The sequence below is a fragment of the Klebsiella sp. PL-2018 genome (assembly GCF_019048985.1).
In the GTDB taxonomy this organism is placed as follows: Bacteria; Pseudomonadota; Gammaproteobacteria; order Enterobacterales; family Enterobacteriaceae; genus Klebsiella; species Klebsiella michiganensis.
This window is the reverse complement of the sequence record NZ_CP077673.1, coordinates 86,912-109,150: the sequence shown is the minus strand read 5'-3', so window position 1 is coordinate 109,150 and position 22,239 is coordinate 86,912. Positions and strand designations below refer to the sequence as shown.

Annotated in this window: 22 protein-coding genes; 11 read left to right on the top strand and 11 right to left on the bottom strand. The window is 56.6% G+C overall.

What is annotated here, in order from left to right:
- The first annotated feature begins 18 nt into the window (after window positions 1-18).
- From MKleb_RS00495 to MKleb_RS00480, 4 genes are read left to right on the top strand one after another with little or no spacing between them, the layout of a single operon-like run.
- Window positions 19-1,146: a LuxE/PaaK family acyltransferase gene (locus tag MKleb_RS00495; RefSeq protein WP_217076399.1), complete on the top strand. Its 1,128-nt coding sequence runs from the start codon at window positions 19-21 to the stop codon at window positions 1,144-1,146.
- A 1-nt stretch (window position 1,147) separates the two neighbouring features.
- Window positions 1,148-3,556, top strand: a complete 2,409-nt coding sequence (locus MKleb_RS00490) for an acyl-CoA reductase (RefSeq protein WP_025106533.1) — start codon at window positions 1,148-1,150, stop codon at window positions 3,554-3,556.
- A 42-nt stretch (window positions 3,557-3,598) separates the two neighbouring features.
- Window positions 3,599-4,933, top strand: a complete 1,335-nt coding sequence (locus MKleb_RS00485) for a phenylacetate--CoA ligase family protein (RefSeq protein ID WP_217076397.1) — start codon at window positions 3,599-3,601, stop codon at window positions 4,931-4,933.
- Window positions 4,930-5,847, top strand: coding sequence for a GNAT family N-acetyltransferase (locus tag MKleb_RS00480; RefSeq protein ID WP_025106531.1), 918 nt, complete (start codon window positions 4,930-4,932; stop codon window positions 5,845-5,847). The genes MKleb_RS00485 and MKleb_RS00480 overlap by 4 nt, the downstream gene beginning before the upstream one ends.
- Before the next feature lie 58 nt (window positions 5,848-5,905).
- On the opposite strand, the gene MKleb_RS00475 is transcribed toward MKleb_RS00480, so the two are convergent.
- Window positions 5,906-6,454 (bottom strand): helix-turn-helix domain-containing protein, encoded by a 549-nt coding sequence (locus MKleb_RS00475; protein ID WP_217076395.1) that lies wholly within the window; start codon window positions 6,452-6,454, stop codon window positions 5,906-5,908.
- Window positions 6,455-6,554: 100 nt separating this feature from the next.
- Here MKleb_RS00475 and MKleb_RS00470 point away from each other — a divergent pair, with 100 nt between their 5' ends.
- Together MKleb_RS00470 and MKleb_RS00465 are read left to right on the top strand one after the other, a co-directional pair.
- Window positions 6,555-7,214: an AzlC family ABC transporter permease gene (locus tag MKleb_RS00470; RefSeq protein ID WP_009653646.1), complete on the top strand. Its 660-nt coding sequence runs from the start codon at window positions 6,555-6,557 to the stop codon at window positions 7,212-7,214.
- Window positions 7,214-7,537 carry an AzlD domain-containing protein gene (locus tag MKleb_RS00465; protein ID WP_009653628.1) on the top strand — a complete coding sequence of 108 codons (324 nt, stop codon included), beginning with the start codon at window positions 7,214-7,216 and terminating at the stop codon, window positions 7,535-7,537. Before MKleb_RS00470 ends, MKleb_RS00465 begins: the two co-directional genes overlap by 1 nt.
- Before the next feature lie 90 nt (window positions 7,538-7,627).
- Here MKleb_RS00465 and MKleb_RS00460 read toward each other — a convergent pair whose 3' ends face one another.
- The 9 genes from MKleb_RS00460 to fdhD form a co-directional block, all read right to left on the bottom strand.
- Entirely contained in the window at window positions 7,628-8,182 is a 555-nt protein-coding gene (locus MKleb_RS00460) for a P-loop nucleotide/nucleoside kinase family protein (protein WP_025106530.1), read from the bottom strand.
- Window positions 8,179-8,616 carry a PTS sugar transporter subunit IIA gene (locus MKleb_RS00455; RefSeq protein ID WP_014227381.1) on the bottom strand — a complete coding sequence of 146 codons (438 nt, stop codon included), beginning with the start codon at window positions 8,614-8,616 and terminating at the stop codon, window positions 8,179-8,181. The genes MKleb_RS00460 and MKleb_RS00455 overlap by 4 nt, the downstream gene beginning before the upstream one ends.
- Window positions 8,617-8,625: 9 nt before the next feature.
- Window positions 8,626-8,895 (bottom strand): hypothetical protein, encoded by a 270-nt coding sequence (locus tag MKleb_RS00450; RefSeq protein WP_014227380.1) that lies wholly within the window; start codon window positions 8,893-8,895, stop codon window positions 8,626-8,628.
- A gap of 57 nt (window positions 8,896-8,952) precedes the next feature.
- On the bottom strand, window positions 8,953-9,795 hold the full coding sequence (locus tag MKleb_RS00445; RefSeq protein ID WP_025106529.1) for a class II fructose-bisphosphate aldolase: 843 nt from the start codon (window positions 9,793-9,795) through the stop codon (window positions 8,953-8,955).
- Window positions 9,782-11,149, bottom strand: coding sequence for a PTS sugar transporter subunit IIC (locus MKleb_RS00440; RefSeq protein WP_004855887.1), 1,368 nt, complete (start codon window positions 11,147-11,149; stop codon window positions 9,782-9,784). The genes MKleb_RS00445 and MKleb_RS00440 overlap by 14 nt, the downstream gene beginning before the upstream one ends.
- Complete coding sequence (locus MKleb_RS00435; protein WP_004855885.1) at window positions 11,142-11,456, bottom strand: PTS sugar transporter subunit IIB; 315 nt, start codon at window positions 11,454-11,456, stop codon at window positions 11,142-11,144. Before MKleb_RS00435 ends, MKleb_RS00440 begins: the two co-directional genes overlap by 8 nt.
- An 11-nt stretch (window positions 11,457-11,467) precedes the next feature.
- Window positions 11,468-12,448, bottom strand: a complete 981-nt coding sequence (locus tag MKleb_RS00430; RefSeq protein WP_004855882.1) for a 6-phosphofructokinase — start codon at window positions 12,446-12,448, stop codon at window positions 11,468-11,470.
- 499 nt (window positions 12,449-12,947) lie between these two features.
- Window positions 12,948-13,160 (bottom strand): YdgH/BhsA/McbA-like domain containing protein, encoded by a 213-nt coding sequence (locus tag MKleb_RS00425; protein WP_009653655.1) that lies wholly within the window; start codon window positions 13,158-13,160, stop codon window positions 12,948-12,950.
- A gap of 128 nt (window positions 13,161-13,288) precedes the next feature.
- Complete coding sequence (gene fdhD / locus MKleb_RS00420) at window positions 13,289-14,125, bottom strand: formate dehydrogenase accessory sulfurtransferase FdhD (protein ID WP_025106528.1); 837 nt, start codon at window positions 14,123-14,125, stop codon at window positions 13,289-13,291.
- A gap of 156 nt (window positions 14,126-14,281) precedes the next feature.
- Here fdhD and fdnG point away from each other — a divergent pair, with 156 nt between their 5' ends.
- From fdnG to MKleb_RS00395, 5 genes are all read left to right on the top strand, one after another.
- Window positions 14,282-17,332 carry a formate dehydrogenase-N subunit alpha gene (fdnG, locus tag MKleb_RS00415; protein ID WP_108703559.1) on the top strand — a complete coding sequence of 1,017 codons (3,051 nt, stop codon included), beginning with the start codon at window positions 14,282-14,284 and terminating at the stop codon, window positions 17,330-17,332.
- 12 nt (window positions 17,333-17,344) lie between these two features.
- Window positions 17,345-18,247 (top strand): formate dehydrogenase subunit beta, encoded by a 903-nt coding sequence (gene fdxH, locus MKleb_RS00410; protein WP_014227375.1) that lies wholly within the window; start codon window positions 17,345-17,347, stop codon window positions 18,245-18,247.
- Entirely contained in the window at window positions 18,244-18,879 is a 636-nt protein-coding gene (gene fdoI, locus MKleb_RS00405) for a formate dehydrogenase cytochrome b556 subunit (protein ID WP_004107380.1), read from the top strand. The genes fdxH and fdoI overlap by 4 nt, the downstream gene beginning before the upstream one ends.
- A 342-nt stretch (window positions 18,880-19,221) precedes the next feature.
- The gene (fdhE, locus tag MKleb_RS00400) at window positions 19,222-20,151 is read left to right on the top strand and encodes a formate dehydrogenase accessory protein FdhE (protein ID WP_004132861.1); all 930 of its coding nucleotides are present in this window, start codon (window positions 19,222-19,224) and stop codon (window positions 20,149-20,151) included.
- Window positions 20,152-20,347: 196 nt separating this feature from the next.
- The gene (locus tag MKleb_RS00395) at window positions 20,348-21,265 is read left to right on the top strand and encodes an alpha/beta hydrolase (protein WP_046877900.1); all 918 of its coding nucleotides are present in this window, start codon (window positions 20,348-20,350) and stop codon (window positions 21,263-21,265) included.
- Window positions 21,266-21,282: 17 nt separating this feature from the next.
- Here MKleb_RS00395 and fabY read toward each other — a convergent pair whose 3' ends face one another.
- Window positions 21,283-22,224, bottom strand: coding sequence for a fatty acid biosynthesis protein FabY (gene fabY / locus MKleb_RS00390; protein ID WP_009652900.1), 942 nt, complete (start codon window positions 22,222-22,224; stop codon window positions 21,283-21,285).
- Between the last annotated feature and the right edge of the window lie 15 nt (window positions 22,225-22,239).

Below are 22,239 nucleotides of genomic sequence, written 5' to 3'. Positions count from 1 at the left end.
TTATTAAGGATGAATAAAATGGACACTTTATCCTGCGTCGATGCCCTCTGCGCACTCGACAGCCCTTATCATGAAGATAGCGATTCACAACGGCTCTTTGATGAAGCCATGCGTGAAATCGTTGCATTTCATGTTATGAATACGCCGGGCTACCGCCAGTGGCTGGCCCGCCACAATATTCCGGCAGATGCGGCCAATATAGATTCGTGGTCGCAGCTGCCGCCGATCTTTGCCGACTATTTCAAACAGAATCTGCCGATCGGCCGCTCCGGTGAGGATGCGCTTGAACTCACCTCTTCCGGTACCAGCGGGCAGAAAAGTCGAATGCGCTATGATGCGCGCAGTATCGGAGCCGCCCAGGGAATGGTCGATCGCATTTTCCGCCATTATGGCTGGGAAACGCCCGATGCGCCCTGCAACTACCTGCTCCTCAGCTACGAACCCGCCGATATCATCACGCTTGGCACCTCTTTTACCGACCAGTTCTTGTGTAAATACGCGCCGGTCAAACGCGCCGTTTACGCGCTGCGTCACACCGGGAGCGGGCATGAGTTCGACCCTTTCGGCGTGATTCGCGCTTTACAGGAGTTTGCTGAAGAGGGGTTACCGGTACGAATCCTGGGTTTCCCGGCATTTATGTGGTTCATACTTGAACGGATGCGAGAAATGCAGCTACCGCCGCTCCAGCTTCATCATCAATCGCTGGCCTTTTTCGGCGGCGGCTGGAAAACGAATGCCGACCGTGAAATCCCTAAATCCGCGTTCTATGCGCGGCTGACCCAACAGCTCGGGATCCCCGATAGCCGATGCCGCGACGGCTATGGTTCCGTGGAACACTGCGTGCCCTACATTGAATGCGCGCATCACCATTTCCATATTCCCGTTTATTCCCGCGCCTGGATCCGCGATACCGCCTCTCTGGCGGTGAAAGATTATGGGCAGCGCGGTTTTATACAGTTTGTGTCGCCTTATATCACCTCCTGCCCTGCGCACAGCGTGGTCATGAGCGATCTTGCACAATTGCACCGCGCCGAAGAGTGCGGATGCGGTGTGACAACCGATTGGTTTGAGCTGCTGGGCCGGGCCAGCCATAGCAAAGCACGTAGCTGCGCACTGGCGGCGTCAGAACTGATTAAGGGAAATTAATATGTATCTCATTCAGGGAAAAAACTATCCCTCGCTCACGCCAGAAGAGGCCATCACCATGTTGACGAGCGGGCTGGATAGCGCGCTGAGCCAACCGCCGCGTCCGGAAACCGTGCTTGCCTGCGCCGGGCGTTTTATCGAACAGCTAAAAGACCACGCTTTCCTTCCTCAACTGGGCCCGGCTTATCGGGAAGAGGTCAGAAAGTTTTGCCAACCGGACGCGCTGCGCCAAAAACTCGAGCATGAGCTGGGCGATACCCCCTTTTCCGTGCGCCGCATTAACTACCGTGAACCGCAGTTTGAAGGCTGGCGTCCTTTGGGCGTCGTGGTGCATGTCACCCCAGCCAATGCGCAACTGCTTCCCTTCTTCGCAATAATAGAGAGCCTGCTGGTCGGGAATATTAACTGGCTGCGCCCGAGCGCCAGCGAACAAGGAATGACAATCGATCTGCTACGGGCGTTTATCCACTGCGATTTAACGGACCAGCTGGCTAACTTCGTCGCCGTGGTTCCCGTCGAAACCACGCGCCTTTCCCTACTGCTTACCCACGCCGATGGTATATCGGCCTGGGGTGGCGATACCGCCCTCGAGGCGATTCGTCAACAGCTCCCTGGCGGGTGTCGCTGGATCCCATGGGGACATAAAATCAGCTTTGCCTGGCTACAACCGGATGCCGTTAATGAAGAAAGCCTTCTCGCGCTGGCGGATGACGTTTGCTGTTTTGACCAGCAGGCCTGTTCCAGCCCGCAAATCGTTTTTGTTGATAGCGATGATTCGGCGGTATTGCAGGATATTGGCGAAAGACTGGCGGAGGCCATGCGGCGCCGTCACGTACGGTGGCAACCGTTAATGCCCGATGAAAAGGCGGCGGCGGATATCACCCGCGCCGTCGCCTTCGCGCAGCTGGACACCGTATTTGCCGGGGCTGACAACGCTCTGCTGGCAGGAGATGGCTGGCGCATCATTCAGCAACACACCTCGGCCATAACGCCTTCACCGCTGTTCCGAACCGTCCTGCTGCGGCCGCTACCGCAAAATAAAGTGATGCAAACGCTGCGCCCCTGGCGAACCCACCTGCAAACCTGCGGGCTGGTTGTCGCCGATCGGGACAGAATCCCCCTCAGCCAACTGCTGCTGGCAGCCGGCGTCAATCGAATTACCCCCGTCGGTAAAATGCATGACGGCTATCACGGCGAACCGCATGACGGCGTTTACGCCTTAAGTCAGCTGGCTCGCCGCGTCACCGTGACGCTGGATGCCGATGTCCTGCCGCAGCAGGCCACGCTCGATCCGAACCCGCCGCCGCCGATGCTGACGGCGCAGCAGCCGATTATGGATAAAACGGCATTCTTACAGCACGCAATGCGGCCCAGCGCCCAGCTTTTCTTTCGCAGCGGCGGCAGCAGCGGCGTGCCTAAACTAGCCGGGTTTACCTATCGCGACTATCGCCGCCAGATGCAGGCCGCCGCCGCAGGCATGTTCGCCGCCGGGCTAGATCCCGCCCACGACAAAGTGCTCAATCTGATGTACGCGGGCAATCTCTACGGTGGTTTACTCAGCTTTTTCACCCTACTGGAAATGCTTGAAGTGACCCATCTTCCCATGGGCGGCCCCCATGATGATGACTATCACGAGATCGCCCGAACCATTGTGAATCAGGGCGTTACCACGCTCATTGGTATGCCAAGCACGCTGTATCAGCTCTTTACGCGAGAAGAGGCCATTCTGCGCGACTACGGCGGTATTCAGAAACTGCTGCTGGGCGGCGAACATATGGGCGTCGCCCAGCGTGACTATATTCACGGTTTCGGGGTGAAAACCATTCGATCGGCGCTGTATGGTTCGGTTGATGCCGGGCCGCTGGGACATGCCTGTACGCATTGCCCGGATGGCGTGTTTCACCTGATGACGGATATTCAATGGCTGGAGATTGTCGACCCGCTCGACGATCGGCCCGTCGCGCCCGGCGATGCCGGCCGCCTGCTCTTTACCTCGACGGCCCGCGAAGGTCAGAAGGTGATTCGTTATGACATCGGCGATATGGGCCGTTGGCTGCCGGGCGAATGCCCCTGCGGCGCCCCCAGCCCCCGCTTTGAGCTTTTAGGCCGCCACGGCAGCCTGGTGCGTATCGGCACGATGTTTATTCAACCCCAGCGGTTGGCAACGCTCGCCGATGCCCCTGTTCAATTGATTCTTCAACATAACCCGCGCAGCGGGCTCGAATGCATCAACATCTTCACCGACGGCAATATTAATACCGTCAAACAGCGGGTCTGCACCGACCCTGAGCTCAAAATGGCATTGGACGCCCATTTGCTGGAGTTAGCCGTGACCAGCCGCCCGTTCAGCGAATTTGAACGGCATCCGCAAAGCGGCAAGACGCCGCTGGTCATTGATAAACGCCGTTGAGCGCACTCTCCGCCGATCGGCTCACAATAAGGATATTTGAATATGACAACAGCAAAGATGATGGGTCACTTTGATCCGCAATCCACCCAAACGGAAGAAGTGGCCGTAAGCCCACCGGGTCTCGAACAGCTTGTCGAGAGGGTGCGCTGCCGCTCGCCTTTCTATGCCGAACACTATCGCTATCTCGCCGCCCGCGGCTGGCAGCTGAAGGACCTGCCGCTTATCAATCCCGAACGCTACTGGGAGGGGAGCCAGGGCCTGAAAAACTGGCCCGTCCTCACCGGGCCGGTGGAGGACGGTATTGTCTTTAAGACCGGCGGTACCACCGGCGGCGGCAAGCTGTCGGTTTTTTCCCGCCAGGAGTGGCGTGCGTTCGTCACCAGTTTTGGCCGCAGCCTCTCCAGCCAGCTCAAGCCCGGCGCGCGCGTGGCAAATTTATTTTTCGCCGGTGATTTGTACGCGAGCTTCTTATTTATCCACGGCGCGCTTTCGCACATGTCGATACCGGTATGCGAGTACCCTTTCACCGGATCGCTTGAACCGCACACCCTCACCGAACAGATCGTCCAGCACGATATCAACGTACTGGTAGGCGTCCCGGCGATGCTGCTGCAATATGCGGCAGAGCTCGCTGGAAAAAACCGCCGTCTGCCCGGTATCGAGACCATCCTTTACGGCAGCGAGAGTCTTTTTACTGAACAGCTACAGCTGCTGGAATCCGCCTTTCCCAACGCCCGTATTGCTTCTATCGGCTGCGCCTGCGTGGATGCCGGGCTTATCGGACTCAGCACGCCGGATTGCCTGGCGGACGAGCATCGGGTCTTTGAACCCGAAACTATCGTGGAAATTATTGATGAAGCGACGGGCGAGCCGATCGACGAAATCAATCGTTCCGGAATGCTGGTGGTCACCAGCCTTACGCGCACGCTGATGCCGCTGATTCGCTATCCGGTAGGCGATTTGGCCGCCTGGCGTGAACCTCCGGGAAGCAAACATCGCAAGTTTATTTTGCAGGGACGCAGTAGCCTCGGGCACCGCTTGCGGGTAGGTTACGCCTCGCTGTTTCCTGATGAAATAGCGTCCCTTATTACGGAAGAGATGGGGCATCAGCAGTGGCAGCTGATGCTGGAGCACGCCGATAACCGGGATCGTTTGAGCTTACGTATCGCCTATTCCGGTACCCGGCAGCAGGCCGACAGGCTCTGCGGTCAATTACTCGCCAGGGATCACGCTCTCGCAGAACTACAGGCTGCCGGCCAGCTGTGCGTTCAGGTTCACTGGTGCAGCCAGGCGGAACTTATCCGCAATACCCGAACAGGTAAGCTGCAGCGGGTGATCGACAAACGCGCCTACCTCGCGCAGGAGGCGGTGAAATGATTGAAATCAGAGCGTTCCAGCGACAAGACGGCGAAGGCATCAGCGCCTTATTTCGTACGGTTTATGGCGATCGCTATGTCTATCCTGATATCTATATGCCCAGCCTGATTGGCTGGCGCAACGCCCGGGACGAATGGCACAGCGCGATAGCCGAACAGAATGGCATCATCATCGGGCATGCCGCCTTATGGCGGCACCACGCGGATAAGCAGACGGCCGAACTGGCCATGTTCGCGGTGCACCCCGCCTTCAGAAACCGGGGCGTAGCCACCCAACTGGGGGAATATTTGCGTCTTGCCGCAAGCAGGCTTGGCCTGGGCACGCTAACCATCAAAATGGTATCCAGCCATCCACACTCGCAGCGCCTGGCGCAGAGGCTGGGCTTTTACTCAACGGGGTTGCTCAGAGATTACGTCCCCTCCCCCTTTCAATCCGGCCTGCGTGAAAGCATTATCCTCGGCGTATTACCCTTGCAGCCACGCCCCGTCCCGCTCACCGCGGATGATAGCCGTGATGATGGTTGGATAAACTTGCTAAAGGAAAAATTTGGCGCGGCGCAGATCCCGCCCGCCAGGGAAACTTGTGCAGCCCCCGTTGAAATTGCCCTTTGTGATGATCGGGTGGACGTCACGATGAATATATCAACGCAACAGATGGTCGACGAGATTTCCCGACTGCCGGCCCGTAAACTGATTTATATCCGGGCGCGCGTGGATGGCGCGCTGATGTCGCTACGACCCAGGATGCGGCGAGCAGGTTTTACCGATATGGGGCTGGAGCCAGCGGCCGGAGGAGAGTGGTTCTGGCTGCTGCAGCGCGGCTATCATCCCCGGCAGCTCGACCTCTCCTGCCCTATCGCTATTGCCCTGCAGAAAACGGCCGATGGCGATATCAATCATAACGCTCGCTCCTGACAATCCCTTTTATCTGACGCCTGTTTTTGGCACACCGAAGGCCCAGTGTCGGGCCTGACTAGTTCTGCTCGGCGACCAGCAGCGCCTGGGTATCCGGCTCCAGCGCCTGGAAAACGTGCTCCCGATCGGCGGGATAGCAGATGTAATCTCCCTCCCCCAGCTCTTCCGGCGCTTCCGTCAGGCCGACCCGCGCGCGCCCCTGGGTGACAATAATATGCTCCACCGAACCCGGCGGATGAGGGTGGGAAATGCGGTCCGCGCCCGGCTGGGTCAGCAGGAGATAAATATCGCGCCGCGCGCCCGGCGGGCAGGCGGCCAGTAAAATCGCCTGATAGTTTGCCTGCTCGGCGATCACTTTCGTTCCCTCGCCGCGGCGGATCACCTGGGTGGTATTCACCTGCGGCTCCAGCAGCCGGGCAAAGGGGATATCGAGGGCCACGCACAGCGCCCAGAGGGTTTCCAGGTTCGGGTTACCGTTGCCGGACTCCAGCTGCGATAACGTTGATTTGGCGATTCCCGCCCGTCGCGCAACTTCGGCAAGGGAAAGACCGGTGCGCGCGCGTTCCCGCACCAGGCTTTTGGCAATCAGGCTAATTGGCTGAGTCATACAGCCCTCCGTGTTTTTTATAACGAACGTTTCGTTCGTCTTGAAATGCGATTCTGTTGCGTTCATTATAATGGAAATTCGTTCGATATGGCTAAAGAGTATGAAACAACACTTCGCCACGCTTAAAGGCGACACCCTCAGAGCAATTGTTTTAGTCTGCCTCGCGGTAGGCATCGTCGGGATGTCCTACGGCTCGCTGGCCGTCGCCTACGGCTTCCCGATTTGGGTCCCCTTTGTGCTTTCGGTTTGCGTCCTGGCGGGGGCCTCAGAGTTTATGTTTATCGGCATTGTCGCCAGCGGCGGCAACCCGCTGGCGGCAGCGGCGGCCGGTTTGCTGGTCAACGCGCGGCATATTCCCTTCGGCGTGACGGTTCGCGACCTGGTCGGCCAGCGCGCCGCCAGCTTCCTCGGCTGCCATATTATGAACGATGAAAGCGTGGTGTTTGGTCTGTCGCAGAAAACCCCCGAGCAGCGGCGGGCCGCCTACTGGCTGTGCGGTCTGGGCGTGGCGCTGATCTGGCCGTTGGGGGCGCTCCTGGGCGCGGGGGTCGGCAAACTGCTCCCGGCCCCGGAAACCATTGGCCTCGATGCGGTATTCCCGGCGATTCTGCTGGCGCTGGTGGTGCCGGCCTTTAAAAACCGCACCACGCTGATCCGCGCCTGCAGCGGAGCGGCCCTGTCGCTGGCCGCCGTTCCTTTCGCACCGGTTGGCCTGCCGGTTTTGCTGTCGCTGTTTGGCCTGCTGACGAGGAAAAAATAATGGGCAATATGACGCTATTTATCGCCGGTATTGCGATTCTTTCGCTGGGCACCTACTTAATGCGTTTAGGCGGGGCGAAGCTCGGCAGCCGGCTGGCGTTTTCCGAGCGCGCCCAGGCGCTGCTTTCCGATGCGGCGACGGTGCTGCTCTTTTCCGTGGCGCTGGCGACCACCTTTTACGAAGGCGAACATTTTGCCGGGATGGCGCGGGTGCTGGGCGTGGGCCTGGCGGTGTTCCTTGCCTGGCGTAAGATGCCGCTGATCGTGGTAATTATCGCCGCCGCCGTGGCGACGGCGCTGCTGCGGATGGCGGGCGTCGCCTGATCCGACCTACGAAACGCGAAACATCATGTTGTTATGCAATTTTTATAGGCCGTGCCAGCAAAGCGCCGCCGGGCAGCTGCCCTTAAGGGCTTACGCTATTTGTGCTTCGATCCAACGGGTAGCGGACGCCATATCCAGCGGCTTGTGCTGATCCACGGTGAACACCGGCCCCAGCCGCATCGGTTCCGCCTGCTGCGCCAGCTGCGCCAGTTCCGGAAGATACTCCTCGCCCGGGTGCCCCGGCTTACGATCCTGCAACCGGCTGGCATAGCGCGACACCGCAAGCTCAGGCGAGATGTGGTTCCAGACCTCCAGCACTTTCTCAACGCCCGCGTGTTGCAGCAGCTGCTGTAGCGTGTCGCGCGGTTGAAAGCCAAACCAGGCGTCAATAAGCCAGATACAGCCTGCCGGCGACTGGCCGACGATCGACCAGATGACTTCATACGCGGCGCAGCCCAGCTGCCGGTTGAAGGTCCGGTCGATCCCGGTAAAGCACGCCATAAACGGCTCTTTAATACCGTCGATGGTCAGCTGCGGCAGATTAAACGCTGCCGATAGCTGCCGGGTGACGGTGCTTTTACCCGATGCGGGAATACCGTTAATTAAAATCACCGTTTTGCAGCCGGGTGTGAGATGTCTGTTCATAACAACGCGACGACCTCCTCTCTGCTGCTGGCGGCCCGCAGCTTCGCCATGGTCTCGTTATTATCAAGCAGAGCGACAATCGCCCGAATCCCCTCTTCAATATGAGCATTGCTGTCCTGCGCGCCGAACATAATGACGATATCCGCCTTCTCGCTATCGGCAAATTGAATCGGCTTATTCAACACCACAAGGCTGAAGCAGTTGCGTTTGACGCCACATTCCGGCCTGGCGTGAGGGATGGCGACACCTTCATCAAACACGTAATAGGCGCCATGATGCAGGGTATTATCGATCACCGCCTGGCCGTAATCTGCCGAGATATAGCCTTTTGCAACCAGCGGGCTGGCCGCCAGCTGGATCACCTTCTGCCAGTCGGACTCCGTGACGCCGACCTGAATCGCATCGGCCTCAATCAGCAGTTCTTTTATCGTCATTATCACTTCCTATATATTATGGCGAATAATGTTACGTAACTCATCAATGCGCATAAAAAGCGCATCGATTTCCTCGCGATGCGTATGACTTTTGGCATAGACCGACAGCGCCCGGTTATATATCAGCATTAATGCTTTCTGCACTTCGCCATTAGCCGGATTGCCCCGTAACTCGCCTTCCAGCCTGGCAATTTCCCCCGCCAGCTGGCGAGACTGTTCGTCATAATCCTGCGGGGGTTGATTCTCTTTTTTCCACAGCGTTTTCAAAGATTCAAACATAGCGAGCTCCTCCCCGACGGACAGCAGGGCAACGGAATACGGTTTAAAAATATGCGTTTATTTAAACAGAGCGATTTTTTCCATTAATACATGGGTGACCGCGTTATTCGCCGGAATTAAAAATTTGCGCACGCTGTCGTTCACTTTGCCTTTTTCAAACGTGCTTTTACATTGATCGACCCATTGCACATTCATTTCAGTACCGACGTTCACCTTGTTGATACCTTCAGTGACTGCCAGGCGCATATCTTCATCGCTGACGCCGGTGCCGCCGTGCAGCACTAACGGCACGCCGGTCGCGGCGCTAATCTCTTTCAGCCGCTGGTGCTGAATTTGCGCCTTACCGGTATACAGGCCGTGCACCGTGCCCACGGAGACCGCCAGCATATCCACCTGCGTCTCCTCCACAAAGCGTTTGGCGTCCTCCACCATGGTGAAGCAGATATCCTCCGCGGCCACGGCTTTGCCATCTTCCGATCCGCCGATCGCCCCCAGCTCGCCTTCTACCGTGATATTCCGCGGGCGCGCCATTTCCACCACGATGCGGGTATTGCCAATATTCTCTTCCAGATCCAGATGGGAGCCGTCGTACATCACCGATGAAAATCCGGCATCCATGGCCGTTTCAATGGCGCTGATATCAGAGCAGTGATCCAGGTGCAGGCAGGTCGGCACGTTTTCACTTTCCGCTAATGAACGAACCGCATCCACCAGTAAACGATAGCCGAGATATTCCGCCGTCCCGGTAGAGATTTGAATCATTAATGGGCTATCGCTTTGTTGCGCCGCTTTAAAAAAGGCGGGCAGCATTTCAATACAGTGCAAATTAAATGAGCCAATGGCTTTAAAATCTCTTTCCTGCGCAATTTTCAGAATAGCGTTGAAGTTATACAGACTCATGAACATTTTCCCCTTTCGGCTTCGCTGATTTACCGTTTACGAACCATGCCAGTGCGGCAACAAAAACAATGAACAAGGCGACAAAGAGCCAGTTGTTCTGGAAGGCGTGGCCTAATACCAGACCGGAACTAATAACGTCCGAATCGCTGAAGGTGACGCCGGTAAAACCGTAGCTTTCCAGCATCGGTACCAAAATGGCGGGCAGGAAGGTGATAAACAGGCCGTGAATGACGCCGCCAATCATCGCCCCGCGGCGGCCGCCCAGCGCGTTACCGAAGACGCCCGCCGTACCGCCGGCAAAAAAGTTGGTTAACAGACCGGGCAGGATCATCGCCAGGCCAAACATCGGGAACACCAGCATGCCGATGATGGAGCCGACGGTCGTCGCCAGGAAGCCGACGATCACCGCATTGGGCGCATACGGGAACAGCACCGGGCAATCGAGCGCAGGCTTAGCGTCCGGGACAATGCGCATCGCAATCCCGCGAAATGCCGGCACCAGCTCGTTGAGCAACAGGCGCACGCCGCTGTAAAGAACGAATACCCCCGCCACAAACTGAATGGACTGCATAAAGGCGTACATCAGGTAGTTAATGCCGTTGGAGAACTGAGCGATATATTCCGGGCCCGCCGCAATCGCGGGAATGAGATACATCGGCACCATCACCACCGCCATCGCGAGATAGGTGTCCTGGAGGAACTTAAAGTTATCCGGTAATTCAAGATCTTCCGTTGAGCGGGAACCTTTACCCACCACTTTAGCCACCGCCGCCTGCACCAGATAGCCGATAGTGCAGAAATGCCCCAGCGCCACGTCATCGGAACCGGTGATGCGCCTGACGACCGGCTGCGCCAGGGCGGGCATCAGTACCGCCATCACGCCGCCGAAAATACCGCCGGTTAAAATCAGCGGCAGTCCGGTCAGCCCGGCTTTATAGCCAATCACCGCGCCGATGGTTGCCATCCACAGCAGCGCCTGGCCGGTCAGAAAGATATATTTCAGCGGCGTCAGGCGGGCGATAATGATGTTGACGGCAAAAATCACCATCAGGGTCAGCGCGACTTCGGAACCTAATTCACGGTTGGCTAATCCGGCGATGGCGGCGACATCGGTAATGTAGCCTTTCATGCCGAATCCCTGCGTGAAGATATCGTTAAGGAACGTTAGCGTGGCGACAATAATGTTGATGCCGGCCATCATAATTAAGAAACCGAGCAGCGTTTTAAACGTCCCCTCCGCCGTTTTGCCCGCTGATTTTTTTTGCAGAATCAGGCCCAGCATCGCAATAAATGCAATTAATATTGAAGCCTGGCCGAGTAAATCTTTAACGATAAACTCTACAAAGCTATTCATAGTCCGCTACCTTCAGGTTACGCTCTTTTAAGAATGCGACGATCTTAGCTTCAATTTCATCTTTATCGGTGAGCTTATGCAGTACCACCACGCGTTTAATTTCTTCCGCACTGGCATCCGCCGTTAATATATCGGCGAAGGTTTTTTGCGTCAGAATCATATCTGATTTAAACGCCCCGGCTTCGGAAATAGTGGTATGTTCAATCTGTGCGGGAATCTCCAGCTTCTTTAAAACTGCCTTCGCCGTCATTTCAATGGCAAAGCTTGAACCGAGGCCGCAGCCACATACGCATAGAATTTTCAGCATGTAGGGTCTCCTCAAATAATATTGAGTTGTTTGGCAAGTTTATAATGATGTCCTTCAGTGTCGACCAGACGTTTTTTCATACTAACTAAATCAATCGGAATAGGTTTGTTGCTTGAATTAATTATGATGGCTTTATTTTTCATCCCTGACTGAATACAGCGAACCACTTCACTGGCCATAATCGTGCCCTGGTAAATTTCTTCGCAGGTCGGATCGCCATTGCGCAAACCGTAGCCTACGATGGTTTTACGAATACGCACGCCAATTTGCGGTTCAAGCTGCTTAATCATGGTATCAATGGCCCCCTGAAAGCCGGGGGAATACTCCCTGGTGTAGCCTTCAGAGCACAGGATCACCACGCTGTTCTGCTGTGTCAGCTTATGCTTCACCCGCTCGGCCAGCGTTTCTAACGGCATCTGCGATTCCGGAATCAGGGCGATATCAGCATTCGATTTAATCGCGGATTGCAGCGTTAACTCTCCACAATAGCCTCCTAATATTTCGACCATAAAGACGCGGCCCGGTAATGCTCTTCCGGTATTTCTTAACCGGGAAACTTCCTTAATAATCTGCTCGCAGGCGGTGGAAAAACCAATGGTATAATCGCTGCCGTACACATCATTATCGATAGTCATCCCGACGCCAAAGCAGTTAATATCAAATTCGCTCAGCGTATTGAGAAACTGCAGGCTGCCGTCGCCGCCGGCCATAATCAGCACATCAATGCGCAGTGATTTAATTTTTTTGGCTATGGTTTCATATTCACTGCGCAGCAGCCTGCGGCTGGTTCGCCCGGAGGTGATGATCGGAATAGAGGCAATGGAGAAATCAACCAGATCGCGCCAGGCGACTTCGTGATGATTTTTATCCAGCAGTCCGGGTATTCCGCCATTAAAAAGGGTGATATCGGCACTCGCCAGTCTGGCTATCTGGAATATAAAATTATTAATTCCAGAAACATCGCCGCCGCTAATAACCATGCCAATTTTCATTGCCTGTCTCCGTTGCTTTGCTTGCCCACATTTTTCCCTGAGTTCAAGACCGTTATTTGCAATAGAGATCACAATATGCTGATAAATTCCTCCGAGCCTAATATTGACAGTGGGTTTATTTACTCATTTTTTGTGATGCATATCTCTTTTATAAAATGAGATCGCCTTAACAATTATCTTTTTATTTGCTTTAAGATCATTAAGTTGCTTGAAGCGATAATTGCGCGGGTGGGCTGCCTGTTTTCTCCCATAAACCCAGCGATGATGAAAAGACAGAAATGTGATAAATAGCGCATTTTTTTGCGTCAGGAAGGTTCACGGCTTTCTCATCTGTTGTCTGCCTTCTTGCAGGGACCAACACGTAAAGCTGCATTCAGCCTGTTTTGATTCTGATATCGCCGCCCCTCACGGCAAAGGCACCTGCGTTAAGCCCCCTGGGAATAAATCTCAGACACAAAAAAAGCGCCCCCAGGGCGCTCTTTCGACAGTAGCTTTACGCTTATTTATTCAGTTCCGCAGTCATGTGCACGCGGTTACCGGTAAACGCTTCGGTAATTTTGTAAGACGAAGCGCCAGCGGCCTGGGCCTGAGCGGCGATTTTCGCTTCCGCACCGTCCATCGTTGCGGCGGTCGCGGTCACGGTTTCCGCAGCGAAAGAACCAAAAGAAGCGGCCAGAGCGATAACTGCGACAAAATTTTTGATGCTTTTCATGATATAAACCCTTTACGTTAGTTGTTTGAATAAGGCGCCGTGCCTTGATGTGATAAATAGTAGCCCTCACATCGCCAAACAAAAAGCGGAAGGATTTGTTGTCATCATTCAAAAAAACTGACTTAAATTTAACCCGCAATTAACCGCTGCGGATGCGTGTAAACGGTAGCCCTGCCCGGCTTGCAGAATCCCACCAGCGTCAGGTTGCAGCGCTCGGCGACGTCAACCGCCAGCGTGGTCGCGGCAGAGACCGCAAAGAGGATTTCCACCCCGCACATGGCCGCCTTCTGCACCATTTCATAGCTGGCGCGGCTGGAGACCAGCGCCGCGCCGTTCTGCCAGGCGCCTTCTGATTCCGCGCGGTGTCCCAGGAGCTTGTCCAGCGCCACGTGGCGACCCACGTCTTCATGGCCGCCCGCGAGCTCGCCGGAAGGACTTACCCAGGCCGCGGCGTGAGTACAGCCGGTAAGGCGGCCTATCGGCTGAAAATCATGCAGGTGAGCCAGCGCGCGATCGAGATTCGCCAGATCGAACGTCTGGGTAAAGGGCAGCGGCTGCACGGGCTTCCCGATATCGTTGAGCTGCTCAACGCCGCATACTCCGCATCCGGTGCGTCCGGCCAGCGCGCGACGGCGCTCTTTCAGCCCCATAAAGCGGCGGCTGGAGAGTTCGATTTGCACTTCCAGGCCGTTACAGGCCTGAACGACGTCCATACCATAAATCTCGCCCCGGTTTTCGATAATCCCTTCGGATAAGGAAAAGCCGACGGCGAACTGCGCCAGGTCTTTCGGCGTCGCCATCATCACCACGTGCGAGATGCCGTTATAAACCAGCGCAACGGGTACCTCTTCAGCTAACTCGTCTGGCTGAGGATGTTGCAAATTTTGGCGCTTCCAGAGCGACACCTGGCGATAACCTGTGATATCTGTCACATTTTCGATTTGTTCAAGAGGCTTCTTGTTCACTTTGTCTTAACCGTATTGGAACAGGCATACACACAATGTGGTATTCTGTTTATATCCCTTCGGGAACGAGGGAAATTACCCCCAATTCTGAACCTTTGCGGCCCTTACCGCAAAGCAAATAACTATACGTGACAATGTCGAAACAAGGAGCGAACCATGCAGGTCAGCAGAAGGCAGTTCTTTAAGATCTGCGCTGGCGGTATGGCAGGAACCACGGCAGCGGCGCTGGGCTTTGCGCCCGGTTTAGCACTCGCGGAAACACGGCAGTACAAGCTGCTGCGCACCCGCGAAACCCGTAACACCTGCACTTACTGTTCCGTTGGCTGCGGGCTGTTAATGTACAGCCTCGGCGACGGCGCAAAAAATGCCAAAGCGTCTATCTTCCATATCGAAGGTGACCCGGACCATCCGGTCAACCGTGGCGCGCTCTGCCCTAAAGGGGCCGGTCTGGTGGACTTTATCCATTCCGAAAGTCGCCTGAAATTTCCGGAATACCGTGCGCCAGGCTCTGATAAATGGCAGAAAATCAGCTGGGATGAAGCGTTCGATCGCATCGCTAAGCTGATGAAAGAGGACCGCGACGCCAACTTTGTCGCGCAGAATAGCGAAGGCACCACCGTCAACCGCTGGCTGACCACCGGTATGCTGTGCGCCTCCGCCTCCAGTAACGAAACCGGTTATTTAACCCAGAAATTTACCCGCGCGCTCGGTATGCTCGCGGTCGACAACCAGGCGCGCGTCTGACACGGACCAACGGTAGCAAGTCTTGCTCCAACATTTGGTCGCGGTGCGATGACCAACCACTGGGTCGACATCAAGAACGCCAATCTCGTCGTGGTGATGGGCGGCAACGCCGCTGAAGCTCACCCGGTTGGATTCCGCTGGGCGATGGAAGCCAAGATTCGCAACGGCGCGAAGCTGATTGTGATCGATCCGCGCTTTACGCGTACCGCGGCGGTAGCTGATTTCTATACCCCAATTCGTTCCGGTACTGACATTACCTTCCTGTCAGGCGTCATCCTGTACCTGTTGAACAACGAAAAAATTAACCGTGAATATACCGAGGCTTACACCAACGCCAGCCTGATCGTGCGTGAGGATTACAGCTTTGAAGACGGTCTGTTCAGCGGCTACGACGCCGAAGCCCGCAAGTACGATAAAACGTCCTGGAACTATGAGCTGGATGAAAACGGCTTTGCCAAACGCGATACCACGCTGCAGCATCCGCGCTGCGTCTGGAACCTGCTGAAGCAGCACGTTTCCCGCTATACGCCAGAAGTTGTCGAAAACATCTGCGGAACGCCAAAAGCCGACTTCCTCAAAGTCTGCGAGTACATCGCGGAAACCAGCGCGCACGATAAAACCGCCTCGTTCCTGTACGCGCTGGGCTGGACGCAGCACTCCATCGGCGCGCAGAACATCCGTACCATGGCGATGATCCAGCTGCTGCTCGGCAATATGGGCATGGCGGGCGGCGGCGTAAACGCCCTGCGCGGCCACTCCAATATTCAGGGTCTTACCGACCTGGGACTGCTTTCGCAGAGCCTGCCTGGCTATATGACGCTGCCGAGCGAGAAACAGACTGACCTGCAAACCTACCTCGCCGCCAACACGCCGAAACCGCTGTTGAAGGACCAGGTGAACTACTGGGGTAATTACCCGAAATTCTTCGTCTCCATGATGAAGGCCTTCTTTGGCGATAAAGCCACGGCGGAAAACAGCTGGGGCTTTGACTGGCTACCGAAGTGGGATAAGGGCTACGACGTCCTGCAATATTTCGAGATGATGAACCAGGGCAAAGTGAACGGCTATATCTGCCAGGGCTTCAACCCGGTAGCGTCGTTCCCGAACAAAAACAAGGTTGTCGCGTCGCTGTCGAAGCTTAAGTTCCTGGTGACCATCGACCCGCTCAACACCGAAACCTCCACCTTCTGGCAAAACCACGGGGAGTCGAACGACGTCGATCCGGCGAAAATCCAGACCGAAGTGTTCCGCCTGCCGTCCACCTGCTTCGCCGAAGAGAACGGTTCTATCGTTAACTCCGGCCGCTGGCTGCAGTGGCACTGGAAAGGCGCGGACGCCCCGGGGATTGCGACCACCGACGGTGAGATCCTCGCCGGTATCTTCTTACGCCTGCGCAAGATGTACGCCGAACAGGGCGGACCGGCGCCGGAACCGGTGCTGAACATGACGTGGAACTACGCCACGCCGCATGAACCAGCGTCGGAAGAAGTAGCGATGGAGAGCAACGGCAAGGCGCTGGCAGACATTACCGACCCGGCAACCGGGGCGGTGATCGTCAAGAAAGGCCAGCAGCTCAGCTCATTTGCGCAGCTGCGTGACGACGGCACGACTTCCAGCGGCTGCTGGATCTTCGCCGGTAGCTGGACGCCTGACGGCAACCAGATGGCGCGTCGCGATAACGCCGATCCATCGGGCCTCGGCAATACGCTGGGCTGGGCATGGGCGTGGCCGCTTAACCGCCGCATTCTGTATAACCGCGCCTCCGCGGACCCGCAGGGTAAACCGTGGGATCCGAAGCGCCAGCTCCTGAAATGGGACGGCGCGAAGTGGGGCGGCGTGGATATTCCAGACTACAGCGCCGCGGCGCCGGACAGCGATGTCGGGCCGTTTATCATGCAGCCGGAAGGGATGGGGCGTCTGTTCGCTATCGATAAGATGGCGGAAGGGCCGTTCCCGGAACACTACGAGCCGTTTGAAACGCCGCTGGGCACCAACCCGCTGCACCCGAACGTGGTCTCTAACCCGGCCGCTCGCGTCTTTAAAGGCGACCTTGAGCAGATGGGCAAAGCGGAAAAATTCCCTTACGTCGGTACTACTTACCGCCTGACCGAGCACTTCCACTACTGGACCAAGCACGCGCTGCTTAACGCTATCGCGCAGCCGGAACAGTTCGTGGAGATCGGCGAGAAGCTGGCGAACAAGCTCGGCATCGCCCATGGCGATACCGTGAAGGTCTCCTCTAACCGCGGCTATATCAAAGCCAAGGCGGTGGTGACCAAGCGTATTCGCACGCTGAAAGCGGACGGTAAGGATATCGATACTATCGGTATTCCGATTCACTGGGGCTACGAAGGCGTGGCGAAGAAAGGGTTTATCGCCAATATCCTGACGCCGTTTGTTGGTGATGCGAACACGCAGACGCCGGAGTTCAAGGCTTTCCTCGTGAACGTGGAAAAGGCGTAACGGAGACGAATTATGGCTTATCAATCGCAAGACATTATCCGTCGTTCCGCGACTAACGGCTTCACCCCCGCGCCCCGCGCGCGGGACCATCAGGAAGAGGTGGCGAAGCTTATCGACGTCACCACCTGTATCGGCTGTAAAGCCTGCCAGGTGGCCTGTTCCGAGTGGAACGACATCCGGGATGAAGTCGGTCACAACGTCGGGGTGTACGATAACCCCGCCGACCTGACCGCCAAATCCTGGACCGTGATGCGCTTCTCGGAAGTGGAGCAGAACGACAAACTGGAGTGGCTCATCCGTAAGGACGGCTGTATGCACTGCGCCGACCCGGGCTGCCTGAAGGCCTGCCCGGCGGAAGGGGCAATCATTCAGTACGCCAACGGCATCGTCGACTTCCAGTCCGAGCAGTGCATCGGCTGCGGCTACTGCATCGCCGGCTGCCCGTTCAACGTGCCGCGCCTGAACCCGGAAGATAACCGCGTCTACAAATGTACGCTGTGCGTGGACCGCGTTAACGTTGGCCAGGAGCCGGCATGCGTGAAAACCTGCCCGACCGGTGCTATCCACTTTGGCTCCAAAGAGGATATGAAAACGCTGGCGGGCGAGCGCGTCGCCGAGCTGAAAACCCGCGGTTACGACAACGCGGGCCTGTACGATCCGGCAGGCGTTGGCGGCACGCACGTGATGTACGTGCTGCACCACGCCGACAAGCCGAATCTGTACCACGGCCTGCCGGAGAACCCGGAAATCAGCGCCACGGTTAAGTTCTGGAAAGGGATCTGGAAGCCTCTCGCGGCGGTCGGCTTTGCGGCCACCTTCGCCGCCAGCATCTTCCACTACGTCGGCGTCGGTCCGAACCGCGCGGAAGAGGAAGAGGACAATCTGGATGAAGAGAAAGACGAGGTGCGCAAATGAAAAGACGTGACACCATCGTGCGCTACACCGCGCCGGAGCGAATCAACCACTGGGTCACCGCCTTCTGCTTCGTGCTGGCGGCGGTGAGCGGGCTGGGCTTTTTCTTCCCGTCCTTCAACTGGCTGATGCAAATCATGGGTACCCCGCAGCTGGCGCGTATTCTGCACCCGTTCGTGGGCGTGATTATGTTTGCTTCGTTCATCATCATGTTCTTCCGCTACTGGCACCACAACCTGATCAACCGGGACGATATTTTCTGGGCGAAAAATATTCGCAAGATTGTCGTCAACGAGGAAGTGGGCGACACCGGGCGCTATAACTTCGGCCAGAAATGCGTGTTCTGGGCGGCGATTATCTTCCTGGTGCTGCTGCTGGTGAGCGGCGTGATCATCTGGCGTCCGTACTTTGCGCCGGCCTTCTCCATCCCGGTTATCCGCTTCGCGCTGATGCTGCACTCCTTCTCTGCGGTGGCGCTGATTGTGGTGATCATGGTGCATATTTACGCGGCGCTGTGGGTGAAGGGTACCATTACCGCGATGGTGGAAGGCTGGGTCACGAAGACCTGGGCGAAGAAACATCACCCGCGCTGGTATCGTGAAGTCCGCGAAAAGCAGGATAAGCGCCAGTCGTAGGCCCGAGCGCGTTGTTCGTCTCTGAAATGGCGTCGTATATCGACGCCATTTTTTTGCGGATAACGCGCTGTTTTGACAACGTTAGCCAGAGTGCGCTGCAGGCGGGAGCGGCACGTTTCCCGTTTCGCTTAGGCCATGGCGCAGGGCAGCTAATCCTAACGGTGCATAGTCGGGGGTATCGATATCAGGTATCGTAGCGCACACATTGCGATGTCGTGGCTATATCCCGTATGCCGATTGCGGTTATCATTAATGACATCACCAGAGCGGGCGCATGATGCCCGCCAAATCGCAGAGCGGACGCGACCATCGCCGAATCTGCTGAAACCAGGAAGTGACTGAATGAGCATTCGTATCATCCCGCAAGATGAGCTGGAAAAGAGCGAGAAACGCGCGACGGATATGATCCCGCCGTTGTTGTTTCCCCGGCTCAAAAATTTATATAACCGTCGCGCCGAACGCCTGCGCGAACTGGCTGAAAATAACCCGCTGGGTGATTACCTGCGCTTTGCCGCGCTTATCGCCCACGCGCAGGAAGTGGTGCTGTACGACCATCCGCTGCAGATGGATCTCACCGCGCGCATCAAAGAAGCGAACGACCAGGGTAAACCGCCGCTGGATATCCACGTTTTGCCGCGCGATAAGCACTGGCACAAGCTGCTGCATTCGCTGATTGCCGAACTGAAGCCGGAGATGAGCGGCCCGGCGCTGGCGGTCATCGAGAATCTGGAAAAAGCCTCCGAGCAGGAGCTGGAACTGATGGCAAGCGCGCTGTTTGCGTCCGATTTTGCCTCTGTCAGCAGCGATAAAGCGCCGTTTATCTGGGCCGCGCTTTCGCTCTATTGGGCGCAGATGGCCAGCCTGATCCCCGGAAAGGCCCGCGCTGAATATGGTGAACAGCGTCAGTTCTGCCCGGTTTGCGGCTCGATGCCGGTCTCCAGCATGGTGCAAATTGGTACCACACAGGGCCTGCGCTATCTGCACTGCAACCTGTGCGAAACCGAATGGCACGTGGTGCGCGTGAAGTGCAGCAACTGCGAACAGACGCGCGATCTGCACTACTGGTCACTGGATAACGAGCAGTCGGCGATTAAAGCCGAAACCTGCGGCGACTGCGGTACCTACCTGAAGATTCTCTATCAGGAAAAAGACCCAAAAGTGGAGGCCGTAGCCGACGACCTCGCCTCGCTGGTACTGGACGCACGGATGGAACAAGAGGGCTTCGCCCGCAGCTCCATCAACCCGTTCCTGTTCCCTGGCGAAGGGGAATAACGGCAGGCATCATGTCGGGCGGCGCCTGCTGCCCGGCTCACCATTGATAATGGCGTAAACACTCCCGGTATGCCGGCAAAATCTTTGGTTTTGCGAGCCGCTTTCCAGAATCACTTCCCGACGAAAATCCCCGGTTTTCTTTTGCTCACAATCAGGCTATAACACTGTATATCCAAACAGCTTAAGGGAATGAAAAATGGCGCTTGAAAAGGGTATCGCAGAGCTGGTGCGGGAATTTATCGATGCGGGCCGCCCCTCATCGCGCGAACAGAATATTGATGACCGGAGACGCGGCTATCTCGCCAGTACGGTACTGGCTGGGGAACAGGAAAAGCGCGTTCAGGTAGAAGATATCGAGCTCGACGGCATGGCATTTCGCGTTGTCTCTCCCCTTAACGCTTCCGGAGCACTGCCTGCCATTATCTATTACCACGGTGGCTGCTTTATCAGCGGCGGTTTCGCCACGCATGACCATCAGCTCCGCCAGCTGGCATACCACAGCGGCTGCCGCGTTATCGCCGTGCAATACCGGCTGGCGCCGGAGCATACTTTCCCTGCCGCCCATGACGATGCGGAGAGAGGCGCGCTGATTATTCACCGCCGCGCGGAGCAGTTAGGCATCGACGCTTCCCGTATTACGCTGGCTGGCGACAGCGCCGGGGGACACCTGGTATTAGTGACCGCCCTGCGGCTCAAAACAGCACAGGCCTGGCAACCCGCGCAGCTGGTTTTGATTTACCCGATGCTGGACGCCACCGCCAGCATGAAGAGCTATATCGATAACGGTAAAGATTACATCATCACCGAAGATACCCTGCTCAGCGGCTATGAAATGTACCTTTCCGCGACGGCGCTCCACCATCCGGAAGCCAGCCCGCTGTGGCGTAAAGACTTTCACGGCTTACCGCCGGTGCATATTCTGACTGCGGAATACGACCCTCTGCGTGATGAAGGCGAAGCGCTTTATCAGCGCCTGCTTGAGCAGGGCGTTGACTGCACCTGTCAGCGTTATCTCGGGGTGATTCACGGCTTCTTTCAGCTGGGCGGCATCAGCCCGGCGGCCGGCAGCGCGATGAGAGATATCGCCTGGCGGGTTAAAACACCAGGCCGATAGTTAAGCGTAAAGGGAGACTACTCCTCTTCGTTACCGCCCTCTTCATAGGGGCCGAACGGTTTCGCGGGAAGAACAATATAGATACCCTCAAAAACCGCGCCCAGCCGCTCGTCGCCAAATAGCTCAACCTGCAGCTGAACGCGCGCTTTGCGGCCTCGCGCCAGCCGGTCAAGATCGCCGCTTAACGAGCCAAGATCGGCAACGGCGCTGGGGCGTCCGCTAATAGGCTGACTGTAGCGGATATGCGCATCGGCAAGAATAATTGTGCCGCCAAGATGCCGCTCGCGCAGCATCAGCCAGATAAGCCCCCAGCCGGTTAACGTTGCCTGAGAAAACAGGCTGCCGGCGAACAGCGTATGGTGCGGGTTCTGGTTACCGGCTTCCGGCATGGTGGTGATAAACTTTTGCCCGGTATACTGCTGAATGCGCACGCCCATTTTCTCGCTGAGAGGGATGTGCTGATACCAGGCCTGCTGCAGCTGAGCGCACCAGTCGCCGCGATGTAAAATATCGTCCAGCGAGGCTATCGGCTTAATCATCAGAAAATGACGGATCGGCGTGGTCGTCGGCGTCGTGATTTCGCCCTGGTTCACAAAACCGAGCTTAGCGAAGAACTCCACTGCATCTTCGCGGGCGCTACAGGTCACGCGCTTAACGCCTTCCTGACGGGCGACGGACTCCAGCGTCATCGCCATCAGGGTTCCCAGCCCTTTATCCTGTACTGACGGATGGACGGCCATAAAACGGATAGAAGCTTCGTTTTCCGCATTCACATACAGCCGCCCGACGGCAACCAGATTGCCCTCTTCATCGACCACCATTTGATGGTGCGCCATCGCATCCCACGCATCGCGCTCGGACCCTTTCGGCTGATGCAGCGGCTTACGCAGCATCTCCCAGCGGAACTGGTAGTAGCTCTCTAACTCTTCTTCTGTTTGCGGTACACGAAGGTGATACATAGCTGTACTCTCTTT

What these genes read in the sequence shown, in the direction of transcription:
- MKleb_RS00495 (WP_217076399.1), top strand. Translation starts at nt 19, where the DNA reads ATGGACACTTTATCCTGCGTCGATGCCCTCTGCGCACTCGACAGCCCT.
- MKleb_RS00490 (WP_025106533.1), top strand. Translation starts at nt 1,148, where the DNA reads ATGTATCTCATTCAGGGAAAAAACTATCCCTCGCTCACGCCAGAAGAG.
- MKleb_RS00485 (WP_217076397.1), top strand. Translation starts at nt 3,599, where the DNA reads ATGACAACAGCAAAGATGATGGGTCACTTTGATCCGCAATCCACCCAA.
- MKleb_RS00480 (WP_025106531.1), top strand. Translation starts at nt 4,930, where the DNA reads ATGATTGAAATCAGAGCGTTCCAGCGACAAGACGGCGAAGGCATCAGC.
- MKleb_RS00475 (WP_217076395.1), bottom strand. Translation starts at nt 6,454, where the DNA reads ATGACTCAGCCAATTAGCCTGATTGCCAAAAGCCTGGTGCGGGAACGC.
- MKleb_RS00470 (WP_009653646.1), top strand. Translation starts at nt 6,555, where the DNA reads ATGAAACAACACTTCGCCACGCTTAAAGGCGACACCCTCAGAGCAATT.
- MKleb_RS00465 (WP_009653628.1), top strand. Translation starts at nt 7,214, where the DNA reads ATGGGCAATATGACGCTATTTATCGCCGGTATTGCGATTCTTTCGCTG.
- MKleb_RS00460 (WP_025106530.1), bottom strand. Translation starts at nt 8,182, where the DNA reads ATGAACAGACATCTCACACCCGGCTGCAAAACGGTGATTTTAATTAAC.
- MKleb_RS00455 (WP_014227381.1), bottom strand. Translation starts at nt 8,616, where the DNA reads ATGACGATAAAAGAACTGCTGATTGAGGCCGATGCGATTCAGGTCGGC.
- MKleb_RS00450 (WP_014227380.1), bottom strand. Translation starts at nt 8,895, where the DNA reads ATGTTTGAATCTTTGAAAACGCTGTGGAAAAAAGAGAATCAACCCCCG.
- MKleb_RS00445 (WP_025106529.1), bottom strand. Translation starts at nt 9,795, where the DNA reads ATGAGTCTGTATAACTTCAACGCTATTCTGAAAATTGCGCAGGAAAGA.
- MKleb_RS00440 (WP_004855887.1), bottom strand. Translation starts at nt 11,149, where the DNA reads ATGAATAGCTTTGTAGAGTTTATCGTTAAAGATTTACTCGGCCAGGCT.
- MKleb_RS00435 (WP_004855885.1), bottom strand. Translation starts at nt 11,456, where the DNA reads ATGCTGAAAATTCTATGCGTATGTGGCTGCGGCCTCGGTTCAAGCTTT.
- MKleb_RS00430 (WP_004855882.1), bottom strand. Translation starts at nt 12,448, where the DNA reads ATGAAAATTGGCATGGTTATTAGCGGCGGCGATGTTTCTGGAATTAAT.
- MKleb_RS00425 (WP_009653655.1), bottom strand. Translation starts at nt 13,160, where the DNA reads ATGAAAAGCATCAAAAATTTTGTCGCAGTTATCGCTCTGGCCGCTTCT.
- fdxH (WP_014227375.1), top strand. Translation starts at nt 17,345, where the DNA reads ATGGCTTATCAATCGCAAGACATTATCCGTCGTTCCGCGACTAACGGC.
- fdoI (WP_004107380.1), top strand. Translation starts at nt 18,244, where the DNA reads ATGAAAAGACGTGACACCATCGTGCGCTACACCGCGCCGGAGCGAATC.
- fdhE (WP_004132861.1), top strand. Translation starts at nt 19,222, where the DNA reads ATGAGCATTCGTATCATCCCGCAAGATGAGCTGGAAAAGAGCGAGAAA.
- MKleb_RS00395 (WP_046877900.1), top strand. Translation starts at nt 20,348, where the DNA reads ATGGCGCTTGAAAAGGGTATCGCAGAGCTGGTGCGGGAATTTATCGAT.
- fabY (WP_009652900.1), bottom strand. Translation starts at nt 22,224, where the DNA reads ATGTATCACCTTCGTGTACCGCAAACAGAAGAAGAGTTAGAGAGCTAC.